The organism is Streptomyces sp. NPDC000151 (assembly GCF_040301705.1).
Lineage (GTDB): Bacteria > Actinomycetota > Actinomycetes > Streptomycetales > Streptomycetaceae > Streptomyces.
The window spans coordinates 19,371-30,645 of sequence record NZ_JBEPFC010000037.1 but is presented as its reverse complement, the minus strand read 5'-3'; the positions used below and the strand labels follow the sequence as shown (position 1 = coordinate 30,645).

11 protein-coding genes are annotated in these 11,275 nt (G+C 72.6%); 1 reads left to right on the top strand and 10 read right to left on the bottom strand.

Annotated elements, in window-relative coordinates:
* Positions 1-76: 76 nt before the first annotated feature.
* The 4 genes from ABT381_RS13780 to fmt form a co-directional block, all read right to left on the bottom strand.
* Positions 77-700 carry a TetR/AcrR family transcriptional regulator gene (locus ABT381_RS13780; RefSeq protein ID WP_351592579.1) on the bottom strand — a complete coding sequence of 208 codons (624 nt, stop codon included), beginning with the start codon at positions 698-700 and terminating at the stop codon, positions 77-79.
* A 198-nt stretch (positions 701-898) separates the two neighbouring features.
* A complete protein-coding gene (locus tag ABT381_RS13775; RefSeq protein WP_351592576.1) occupies positions 899-2,332 on the bottom strand; it encodes an RsmB/NOP family class I SAM-dependent RNA methyltransferase in 1,434 nt (477 codons plus the stop codon).
* Positions 2,333-2,374: 42 nt separating this feature from the next.
* Entirely contained in the window at positions 2,375-2,815 is a 441-nt protein-coding gene (locus ABT381_RS13770; RefSeq protein ID WP_351592573.1) for a nuclear transport factor 2 family protein, read from the bottom strand.
* A 90-nt stretch (positions 2,816-2,905) separates the two neighbouring features.
* Entirely contained in the window at positions 2,906-3,844 is a 939-nt protein-coding gene (fmt, locus tag ABT381_RS13765; RefSeq protein ID WP_351592571.1) for a methionyl-tRNA formyltransferase, read from the bottom strand.
* 230 nt (positions 3,845-4,074) lie between these two features.
* Between fmt and ABT381_RS13760 the strand changes: the two genes are divergently transcribed.
* Positions 4,075-4,599: a hypothetical protein gene (locus ABT381_RS13760; RefSeq protein ID WP_351592569.1), complete on the top strand. Its 525-nt coding sequence runs from the start codon at positions 4,075-4,077 to the stop codon at positions 4,597-4,599.
* A gap of 224 nt (positions 4,600-4,823) precedes the next feature.
* Here the strand turns inward: ABT381_RS13760 and ABT381_RS13755 are convergent, their stop codons facing one another.
* The 6 genes from ABT381_RS13755 to ABT381_RS13730 all read right to left on the bottom strand — a co-directional run bounded on the left by ABT381_RS13755 (position 4,824) and on the right by ABT381_RS13730 (position 11,172).
* On the bottom strand, positions 4,824-6,968 hold the full coding sequence (locus ABT381_RS13755) for a primosomal protein N' (RefSeq protein WP_351592567.1): 2,145 nt from the start codon (positions 6,966-6,968) through the stop codon (positions 4,824-4,826).
* Positions 6,969-7,084: 116 nt separating this feature from the next.
* Entirely contained in the window at positions 7,085-8,293 is a 1,209-nt protein-coding gene (gene metK / locus ABT381_RS13750) for a methionine adenosyltransferase (RefSeq protein ID WP_351592564.1), read from the bottom strand.
* 240 nt (positions 8,294-8,533) lie between these two features.
* Positions 8,534-9,742, bottom strand: a complete 1,209-nt coding sequence (coaBC, locus tag ABT381_RS13745) for a bifunctional phosphopantothenoylcysteine decarboxylase/phosphopantothenate--cysteine ligase CoaBC (protein ID WP_351592561.1) — start codon at positions 9,740-9,742, stop codon at positions 8,534-8,536.
* A 135-nt stretch (positions 9,743-9,877) separates the two neighbouring features.
* Entirely contained in the window at positions 9,878-10,150 is a 273-nt protein-coding gene (rpoZ, locus tag ABT381_RS13740; RefSeq protein ID WP_030610454.1) for a DNA-directed RNA polymerase subunit omega, read from the bottom strand.
* A 53-nt stretch (positions 10,151-10,203) separates the two neighbouring features.
* A complete protein-coding gene (gmk, locus tag ABT381_RS13735) occupies positions 10,204-10,809 on the bottom strand; it encodes a guanylate kinase (protein ID WP_078649466.1) in 606 nt (201 codons plus the stop codon).
* A gap of 39 nt (positions 10,810-10,848) precedes the next feature.
* A complete protein-coding gene (locus tag ABT381_RS13730; protein ID WP_030251572.1) occupies positions 10,849-11,172 on the bottom strand; it encodes an integration host factor in 324 nt (107 codons plus the stop codon).
* Positions 11,173-11,275: the final 103 nt, after the last annotated feature.

Genomic DNA, 11,275 nt, shown 5'->3' with positions numbered 1-11,275 from the left:
GCAGGCCGGAGCGACGGCCCGCCACGGAGGCGTACCGGGAGAGGGGCTTCGCGGGATTGAGCGGGATTGGGCGGGATTAAGGAGCGGTTTCCGGCTTCGGCAGGCGCGGCACGGCCCCGGACAGCGCGAGGTCGACCATGGCCTCGGCCTGGGAGGCGAGCAGCGCGTCCGAGCGGACTTCGGTACGGAACATCACCGTGCCCGACCACATGTCGATCAGCAGGTCCACGTCGATGTCCGCCGGCAGATCGCCGCGGGCCACCCCGCGCTGGACCGCGGCGCGCGCGAACTGCCGCCGGGGGCCCAGTACTTCGGTACGGAAGCGGTGCAGCACGGCCGGGTCGCCGATGGTCGCCCACAGGGAGGACAGCAGCCTGCCGCGGCTCTCCCCCACGTCCCGCACGATCTGCGCGAAGAGCTCCCGCATCTCGGCGCGGGTGTCCCCGAGGTCGGGGATGTGCTCCACCTCGGCGTTGCGGATGAGCAGCTCGCCGACGAGCGCGGATTTGTTCGCCCAGCGGTGGTAGACCGTCTTACGGGTGACGCCGGCCCGGGCCGCGACCTTCTCGATCGTCAGCTCCAGATAGCCCAGCTCTTCGAGGAGCCCGGCCGCGGCGTCCAGGACCTTGCCGTCCAGCTCGGGGTCTTTGGGACGGCCGCCGCGGCCCGCTTCGGTCTTCGGGGTGGGACGCGAACTCATGGGGCACTCCGCAGCGGCAAGGGGAGAGAGGCCGGCGGATCTCCGCCGGCAGGCCAACAACGTACGACGGGCCACCCACCCGGTCAATACTTCAACGGGAACACTCTGTACCCGATCATCGACCGCACCCTGTCCAGCAAGGCGGGGAAGCTCCCGCAGTTAGAACCCAGAGCGTCCCCTAACCCACCCGCCGCGTCCTCACGCCGTGCGGCGCAGCAGCGCCAGGTACATCGCGTCCGTGCCGTGCAGATGCGGCCAGAGCTGGACGTCCGGACCGTCGCCGAGGGCGGGGACGCCGGACATCAGCGGGCGTGCGTCGACGAACTCCGCGGCCACGCCCTCGTCCCGCCCCTTGAGCACGTCGTCGACGACGGCGCGGGTCTCCGCCAGGTGCGGCGAGCAGGTCGCGTACCCGACGACCCCGCCGACCCGTACGGCCTTCAGCGCCTGCCGCAGCAGGTCGCGCTGGAGCGGCGCGAAGCCGTCCAGGTCCTCGGGGCGGCGGCGCCAGCGCGCCTCCGGACGGCGGCGCAGCGCACCCAGACCCGTGCAGGGCACGTCCACCAGGACGCGGTCGAAGGAGCCGGGGCGCCAGACCGGACGCGTACCGTCGGCGGCGATCACCTCGTACGGCCCGGGGTTGCCCGCCAGCGCCCGCGCGACCAGCCGCGCGCGGTGCGGCTGCTTCTCCGCGGCGAGCAGCGCGGCACCGCGATCGGCCGCCAGCGCGCCGAGCAGCGCCGCCTTGCCGCCGGGCCCGGCACACGCGTCCAGCCAGCGCCGGTCGGCCCCCTCGACAGGCGCGTTGGCGAGCGCGACGGCGACCAGCTGGCTGCCCTCGTCCTGTACGCCCGCGCGCCCCTCGCGCACGGCGTCCAGCGCGCCCGGCTCGCCGCCCTCGGTGAGCCGCACCGCGTACGGCGACCAGCGACCGGGCAGTCCGTTCTCCTCACCGACCGCGGCGAGCAGCTCCTCCGGGGTGGACCGGCCGGGCCGGGCGACCAGCGTCACCTCGGGCCGCTCGTTGTCCGCCTCCAGCAGGTCCTCGATCCCGGCCCGGCCGCCGCCCAGCGCGTCCCACAGCGCCGAGACGACCCACCGCGGGTGCGAGTGCACGACCCCCAAGTGGTCTTCCGGGTCCTCGTCGTACGGCGGCGCGACCCGCTCCAGCCAGCCGTCCAGGTCATTCGCCGCGATCTTCCGCAGCACGGCGTTGACGAACTTCGCCCGCCCGTCACCGAGCACCACCCGCGCCAGCTCGACGCTCGCGCTGACCGCGGCGTGCGTCGGGATGCGCGTGCCCAACAGCTGATGCGCGCCCAGGCTCAGCACGTCCAGCACCGGCGGATCGACCTCGCGCAGCGGCCGGTCGACGCACGCCGCGATGATCTCGTCGTACGTGCCCTGCCGGCGCAGCGTCCCGTAGACCAGCTCGGTCGCCAGCGCGGCGTCCCGCCCGTCGAAGTTCCCGGCCTCCCGCGCCTTGCGCAGCAACGGCGGCAGGACGAGGTTCGCGTACGCGTCCCGCTCGTCGACCGCGCGCAGGGCCTCGAACGCGAGGACGCGTACGGGGTCCTTCTTCGGCCTCCGGTGGGGCTTGCTGCCGGGACGACGACGAGGCTGGTCGTTCACGAGAAAGGTGCTCCGCTGCTGACGAGGACGAATCCCCCCAGCCTACCGCCGCAGCAGGTCGCCCCAGCCGCCCTGGATCATGGTCTGGAACGCCCACGCCCCGTCCCGCTTCACCAGCACGTCCGCGTACCGCACCGCCTGCGCCTGCCCGCCGGCGGTGAACACGGCGTCGGTGAACACCACGGCGAGCGACGCACTCAGGAAATGAGGCGTCCGCGTCGACTCGAACGACACCTCCTCGCCCCCGCCCATCACCTCACGCATCGTCCGGACGAACTCCGCCCGGCTCCACTGCCCGGCCCAGCCGTTCCCCGCGGAGTCGTCACTGACGACGTTGAGCGGAAACACGGCCATCTCCGCCATCCCCTCGGCATCGACCTCCGCACTCAACGCGTCGTACCGCGTGAACCACTCCGCCAGCTCCCGGCGGTCCTGCTCGGTCGGGCTGTACCCGGCGGCTTGGGGCACCACGTACTCAGCCATGCGGACTCCTCATTAGACAAGTTTGACTAGTGACACCGGCCCAATACCCGGACGTCGCACTAATCAAACTTGAACAATGACGGCCGGGGCTCAGTCCCCGAGCCGCTCCCCGGCCGCGATCCGCACGCCGCGCGCCCAGTCAGCCGCGGCCATCGGCTTCTTGCCCTGCGGCTGCACCCACTGCAGCTGGACGGGGTGACTGCCGGTCCCCACGAAGACGGCCTTCTTCGTGGCCGCGATCTCGCCGGGCGCCAGCTCCAGGTCCGTACGGTCGGGCACCAGCGCCACCGACATCACCTTCAGCCGCTCGTCCCGGAAGAGCGTCCACGCGCCCGGCGCGGGTGCGCAGCCGCGGACCACCCGGTCCACCCGCAGCGCGGGCGCCGACCAGTCGATCTTCGCGTCCTCGACCTCGATCTTCGGCGCGAGCGTGATGCCCTCGGCCGGCTGCGGCACCGCGTTCAGCGTGCCGTCCTCGATGCCGTCCATGGTCGCGGCCAGCAGCCCGGCCCCGGCGAACGCCAGCCGGGTCAGCAGGTCGCCACTGGTGTCCGTCGGCCGGACGTCCTCGGTCAGCACGCCGTAGACCGGCCCCGAGTCCAGCCCCTCCTCGATCCGGAACGTCGACGCGCCGGTCACCTCGTCACCCGCCAGCACCGCGTGCTGGACGGGCGCCGCGCCGCGCCACGCGGGCAGCAGGGAGAAGTGCAGGTTCACCCACCCGTGCGCGGGAATCTCCAGCGCGGACTTCGGGAGCAGCGCGCCGTACGCCACGACCGGGCAGCAGTCGGGCGCGATCTCGCGCAGCCGGGCCTGGAAGTCCTCGTCCCGCGGCCGGGCGGGCTTGAGCACCTCGATGCCGGCCTCCTCGGCGCGCTGCGCGACCGGGCTGGCGACGAGCCGGCGGCCGCGCCCGGCCGGGGCGTCCGGCCTGGTCACGACGGCCACCACCTCGTGCCGGTCCGACGCGATCAGGGCGTCAAGGGCGGGCAGGGCGACCTCGGGGGTGCCGGCGAAGACGAGCCTCATGGGTGGCGTACTACCTCTCAGCGCTGCGGAACGGCGCACCAGTCTATGGGGCGTCAGCACCGGGGGCGTACGGGTTACCGCGCGCCCCAGCTGGAAGCTCGTACGCCCCCATACCGTGACCCCACCCGGCGCTGTCGCGTTGGTCAAACGACATTGACCACAGCGGACCGCTGACCCGGTCCACGAAATGTGTCTTCTTCCGCATCAACGCCGGTTCGAGAGGCTTGTTCATGGCCGACCACGCAACCCACGACGCCCAGGCACGCGCCAGTCTCCATCTACTGGTGCGGGACATCGAGCGGGTCCGCCGGCAGGTGGACGCACTGCGCACGCTCACCGCACAGCTCGGCAACGTCTACCGACCGCGGCGCTCCGGCCCCTCCACGGGCTTCGTCGTGTACGGACGCGCCCCGGCACCCACGGTGCGCCTCGCCCAGGAGCTGCGGGACAGCGTCGAGACGCTCGTCACGGCCGCGGTCGACTTCGACCGTTCGCTCGGCTTCTCGTGGGACGCGGTGGGTTCGGCACTCGGCGTCACCAAGCAGGCGGTCCACCGCCGGTACGGCGCCCGCCGCGCCGCCGCCCAGCCCCCCGCCGACGGCCAGGACACCCCCCGCGTCCCCGAAGCCACCACCTCGCGCCCGGTCTCCGTAGCGCCGGCGCTGCCGCCCACCCCCTCCGTCCCCGCCGCCCGCACGATGCCGACCCAGAAGGACCCCCGAGCCGGCGCTTTCCCGGGTCCGCGCAACGGCTGACCCTCCGCAGCCCCGCCGACAGGCTACGGACACCAGCCCCCACGCACCCCTTCCCTCCCCCACTACGGGAGGGGGCGGGCCGCAGCGGGTGGGTGTTCGGACGTAAAGCGAAGCAGTCCGAACACCCACCCGCGGAGGTCCGTCACCGCGCCGAAACGCACCCAGCCCGTCCGGCGTTTGAGGACACCGTCGACGGGGCGCACCCCGACGGACAGAACCGCTGGCTATCCAAGGTCCAGCGGATCGACCCGAACCCGCACTGCGGAACCCTCCCTCTTCACCATCCGCGCAGCCCAAGCCGCCTTCAGCGCGGCGGCCATCGCCGCCCCCTCCCCCGGCGGCACCCGGACAAGCACCCGCTCCCACTCCTCGCCCACCGGCGGCTCCCCCGCCCGCCGCGGGCGTCCCGCGGCGGGGGCCGGTACGGGGACCGGCCCCAACACCTCGGCCGACGGCGGCAAAGCCGCCCCCCGCACCAGCTCCGCGACGTCCTCGGGACGCCCCGCCACCGAAGCCATCCGCGACACCGGCGGAAACCCCAGCTCCGCCCGCTCCGCGAGCTCCCGTACCGCGTGCCCCACGGGATCCCACCGCACCAGCGCCTGCACCGGCCGCAGCGTCGGCTCCCCCGTCACCACGACGACGCCCCCGTCCTCCGCGCCGCGCACCAGCGCCCCCGCGCCCAGCCAGCGCCGCAGCGCCTCCTCACCGGCCCGCAGATCGGGGCGGTTCAGCAGGGCCCAGCCGTCCAGCAGCAGCGCCGCCGCATAGCCGCCCGTCGCGACCGGCTCCGCGCCGGGCGTGGAGACGACGATCGCCGGCCGGTCGGGGACGGTGTCCAGCACATGGTCCCGGCCCGACGTCCGCACCGGCACCCCGGGGAACGCCCGCCCCAGCTCCTCCGCCGTCCGCCGCGCGCCCACGACCTGGGCCCGCAGCCGCGCGTGCCCGCACTCCGTGCAGTGCCAGTCCGGCGCAGCCGTACCGCACCAGCCGCAGCACAGCGCGCTGTCCTGGTCCGGCGCCTCCAGCGGCCCCGCGCAGTGCCGGCAGCGCGCGGGCTCGCGGCACCGCGCGCAGGCCAGCCGCGGTACGTATCCGCGCCGGGGCACCTGGACCAGTACCGGACCGCGGGCCAGCCCGGCGCGCGCGGTCTGCCAGGCGAGCGAGGGCAGTCGCGCCGCCCGCGCGGCCTCGTCGCGCGCCGTCTCCGCGTCCCCGATCGTGCGGACCAGCGGCGCCGCCGCGCGCACCTGGTCGCGCCCCGCTTCCAGCGACCGCGCCCAGCCGTTCTCGACGAGCTGCGCGGCCTCGACCGTGCGCCCGAGATCACCGATCAGGCACGCCGCCTTCTCGTGCACCGCACGCAGCAGCAGCACGTCCCGCGCGTGCGGATACGGCGCGTTGGTGTCGCTGTGGCTGGAATTCCCGTCGTCCCACACCGCCACCAGCCCCAGATCGGCCACCGGTGCGTACATCGCCGCGCGCGTCCCCACGACGGCCCGCACCGCGCCCCGGCGTATCGCCAGCCAGCGGCGGTACCGCTCCTCGGGGCCGGAGTCCGCCGTCAGCAGCGTGTGCGTCCCCCGGCCCACCAGCTCGGTCAGCGCGGCGTCCACCCGGGCGGCCGACCGCCCGTCGGGCAGCACGACCAGCGCGCCCCGCCCCGACGCCAGCGTCGCCGCCACCGCGGCGGCCAGCTCCCACGGCCAGTGCGGCCCCGGCAGCGCGGTCCACACGACGCGGGGCGAGCCGCCCCCCGCGAGCGCGTCGATGAAAGCGGTCCCGTCGGGATACCGCTCCCAGCTCGCGAGCGCGGGCACCGCGGGCGGGGGCGGCGGCGCCGGGAAGCGCTCCGCCTCGGCCTTGGCGTGCCGCGGCGGGATGGCCAGCTGCAGTACATCGGCGAGCGAGCCGGCATACCGGTCGGCCACCGCGCGGCACAGCGCCAGCAGCGGCGGGCTGAGCACCGGCTCCGGGGAGACGACCTGGGCGAGGGCCGCCAGCGGGCCTCGGTAGTCGGACTCGGCGATGCGCTCGACGATGTACCCGTCGAGCAGGCCGCCGCCCTCGCGCCGGCCCTCGCGCACCCGGCTCGTCCCCGCGCCGAACCGGACCCGGACCCGGACGCCGGGCTGCGCCTCCTCGTCCATCGCGGCGGGCACCGCATAGTCCCAGAGCTTGTCCAGATGCACCGGGCCCTTGTCCACCAGGACCCGGGCCACCGGCCGGTCCTTGGCCAGCTCGGCGCCGCGCCACGTCCGCGGCCTGGCCTTCGGCGCCTTCTTCTTGGCCTCCCGCACGGTCTCCCGGATCAGGGCCAGCTGCTCCCCCTGCTCCCCGGCCCCCGACCCGTTCTCGCTGCTCACACCCTCAGTCTTAGCAGACGGCACTGACAGCGCCCGCGGGGCACGGACGGGCCGGAAACGCCTCCGGGCCCGTACCACCGCAGTGGTACGGGCCCGGAGGCAGGAAGAACGGGGGCTTAGAGGCCCGCGGCCTTGCGGAGGGCGTCGACGCGGTCCGTGCGCTCCCAGGTGAAGGCATCCAGCTCGCGGCCGAAGTGACCGTACGCGGCGGTCTCGGCGTAGATCGGGCGGAGCAGGTCGAGGTCGCGGATGATCGCGGCCGGGCGGAGGTCGAAGACCTCGCCGATGGCCTGCTCGATCTTCTCGACGTCGACGGTGGCGGTGCCGAAGGTCTCCACGAAGAGACCGACCGGCTCGGCCTTGCCGATCGCGTAGGCGACCTGGACCTCGCAGCGCTGGGCCAGGCCCGCCGCCACGACGTTCTTCGCGACGTAACGCATGGCGTACGCGGCGGAGCGGTCGACCTTGGACGGGTCCTTGCCGGAGAAGGCGCCGCCGCCGTGGCGGGACATGCCGCCGTAGGTGTCGATGATGATCTTGCGGCCGGTGAGGCCCGCGTCACCCATCGGGCCGCCGATCTCGAAGCGGCCGGTCGGGTTCACCAGGAGGCGGTAGCCCTCGGTGTCGAGCTTGATGCCGTCCTCGATGAGCTGGTTCAGGACGTGCTCGACGACGAACTCGCGGATGTCGGGAGCGAGCAGCGAGTCCAGGTCGATGTCCGAGGCGTGCTGCGAGGAGACGACCACGGTGTCCAGGCGGACCGCCTTGTGACCGTCGTACTCGATGGTGACCTGGGTCTTGCCGTCGGGGCGGAGGTACGGGATGGTCCCGTTCTTGCGCACCTCGGACAGGCGCTTGGACAGGCGGTGCGCGAGGTTGATCGGGAGCGGCATCAGCTCCGGGGTCTCGTCGCAGGCGTACCCGAACATCAGGCCCTGGTCGCCGGCGCCCTGCTTGTCCAGCTCGTCCTCGTCGCCCTCGACCCGCTTCTCGTAGGCGGTGTCGACACCCTGGGCGATGTCCGGGGACTGCGCGCCGATCGATACGGAGACGCCGCAGGAAGCGCCGTCGAAGCCCTTCTTGGAGGAGTCGTAACCGATCTCCAGGATCTTGTTCCGCACGAGGGTGGGGATGTCGGCGTAGGCCTTCGTGGTCACCTCGCCGGCCACGTGCACCAGGCCGGTGGTGATCAGCGTCTCGACGGCGACCCGGGAGGCCGGGTCCTCCTTCAGGAGGGCGTCGAGGATGGTGTCGCTGATCTGGTCAGCGATCTTGTCGGGGTGGCCCTCGGTGACGGACTCCGAGGTGAACAGGCGGCGGGACACATCGCTCCCTGGGGTTGCAGCGGCTGCTGTCTGATCATTGACGGACCTGCCGAGAGCTGCGCTCGGCGCGATCCACGGCCAGTTTATCGGTCGGGCGTCCTGTTCGGGCACGCAGTCTCGTTCTGTGGATGCGCCGTGACCAGGGACACCCTGCCAGCAGGCCCTGGAGTACCGCTCAACGGCAGGCCGGCACAAGGGTTTTTGCCGTGGCGAGCGGGCCGGAATGGGCTCATCGAGTGATCAGGAAATTCGCTCGGCGACCAGGTCCCAGACCGTGTCGGCCAGGGCTTCCTTGGGCCCGTGGGGCACGGGGATCTCGGCGCCGTCGGCGGCCAGCACGACCGCCTCGTTCTCGGCCGAGCCGAAGGTCTTGTGCTCCCCGACCTCATTGACGACCAGCAGGTCACAGCCCTTGCGGGCCAGCTTCTTGCGGCCGTTCGCCAGGACGTCGTCGGTCTCGGCGGCGAACCCGACGACGATTTGCCCGGGACGCGCCCGCTCCGCGGAGATTTCCGCGAGGATGTCGGGATTCCGCACCAGCTCGATCGGCGGCTGCTCCACGTCGTCCCGCTTCTTGATCTTGCCGGGGGCGTAGTGGGCCGGGCGGAAGTCGGCCACGGCGGCCGCCATGACCACGGCGTCCGCGTCGGCCGCCGCCTTCAGCACCGCCTCGCGCAGCTGGACGGCCGTACCGATGTGGACCACGTCCACGCCCGCCGGGTCGGGCAGCCCGGTCTCCCCCGTGACCAGCGTCACGCGGGCGCCGCGCGCCACGGCCGTACGGGCCAGCGCGTACCCCTGCTTCCCGGAGGAGCGGTTGCCCAGGTACCGGACGGGGTCCAGCGGCTCGCGGGTGCCGCCGGCGCTGACCACGACGTGCCGGCCCGCGAGGTCGGCGGTGACCGCCTCGGGGCCGCGCGCCAGCACCCGGCGGCAGACCTCGAAGATCTCGGTGGGGTCCGGGAAGCGGCCCTTGCCGGTGTCGACGCCGGTCAGGCGGCCCACGGCGGGCTCGATCACGATCGCGCCGCGGCGGCGCAGGGTCGCGACGTTCTCCTGGGTGGCCGGGTGCTCCCACATCTCGGTGTGCATCGCCGGGGCGAAGATCACCGGACAGCGGGCGGTCAGCAGCGTGTTCGTCAGCAGGTCGTCGGCGAGGCCGTGGGCCGCCTTGGCCAGCATGTCGGCCGTACAGGGAGCCACCACGACCAGGTCGGCGCCCTGGCCGATCCGGACGTGCGGAACCTCGTGCACGGACTCCCAGACCTCGGTCGAGGCGGGATTGCCGGAGAGCGCGGCCCAGGTCGCCTCGCCCACGAAGTGCAGCGCGGAGGCCGTCGGCACCACGCGGACGTCGTGCCCGGACTCGCTCAGCCGCCGCAGCAGCTCGCACGCCTTGTACGCGGCGATCCCGCCGCTGACCCCCAGGACGACCTTGGGCTTGTCCATCGTCTTCGCTGCTCCCCGAGCCAGGGCGCCCCTGCGCCGAACACCTGCGTGCACCTGTGCGTGCACGTACCCATGACACACCAAGGGCCCGGCAATCGCGTTGCCGGGCCCTTGGTGAAGGAAATGCTCGCGGCCTTACTGGGCCGGGCCCTCCACGGCCTCGGAGGTCAGCAGACCCGCGTTGATCTCGCGCAGCGCGATCGAGAGGGGCTTCTCGTGGACGTGGGTGTCCACCAGGGGGCCGACGTACTCGAGCAGGCCCTCGCCGAGCTGCGAGTAGTACGCGTTGATCTGTCGCGCACGCTTCGCCGCGTAGATCACGAGGCTGTACTTCGAGTCGGTGGCCTCGAGAAGCTCATCAATCGGCGGGTTGATGATGCCCTCGGGCGTGGTGATGGAAGAGGACACTCTCTGCCTTCCGAAGGTGTGTGATCAGGGAATTTCCGGAAAAGTACAGAAGGTCATTCTCCGGAGTTATTCAGCATCAAGGCTAGCAGCTCACGGGAGACGTCCTCGACGGAGGTGTTGACGAGCGTCTCGTCGAACTCCTTCTCGGCGGCCAGCTCGACGCGCGCGGCCGCCAGCCGGCGCTCGATCACCTCGGCCGACTCCGTGCCCCGGCCGGTGAGCCGGCGGACCAGCTCCTCCCAGCTCGGCGGGGCCAGGAAGACCAGCCGGGCCTCGGGCATCGACTCGCGGACCAGCCGTGCGCCCTGGAGGTCGATCTCCAGCAGGACCGGCTCGCCCGCGGCCAGGTGGTCCAGGACCGCCTGGCGCGGGGTGCCGTAGCGGTTGCCCGCGAATTCCGCCCACTCCAGCAGCTCACCATTGGCGATCAGCTTGTCGAATTCCTCGTCGTCGACGAAGAAGTACTGGACGCCGTGCCGCTCGCCGGGACGCGGCTTGCGGGTGGTGGCCGACACCGAGAGCCATACCTCGGGGTGGACCTTGCGCATATGGGCGACGACCGTGCTCTTGCCGACCCCGGAGGGGCCGGAGAGCACGGTCAGCCGCGGTTGTCTGTCCGGGGTTGCCGGGGTCGCCCCCCGGGAGACTGCAGAACTCATGCAGCGATTATTCCAGCTCCCCGGGGATGCCTGAGCACCTCAGGAAGCGGCGTTGCCGAACTCACGCTCAAGAGACGCGATCTGGTTGGAGCCGAGACCGCGCACGCGGCGGCTCTCGGAGATGCCGAGCCGCTCCATGATCTGCTTGGCGCGGACCTTGCCGACGCCGGGCAGGGACTCAAGGAGGGCGGAGACCTTCATCTTGCCGATGACGTCGTTCTCCTGGCCCTGCTTGATGACCTCGTGGAGGGAGGCACCGGAGTGCTTGAGCCGATTCTTGACCTCGGCGCGCTCCCGGCGAGCCGCGGCGGCCTTCTCGAGCGCGGCTGCGCGCTGTTCAGGGGTAAGGGGCGGAAGAGCCACGCCTACGTCACCTCGGATGTCGAACTGGATACGGACCGGTGTGGAACCTAGTCGCCCCGCACCTGCGGAGCAACGAACAACGCGCTTACGTGCGGTGCTCTCG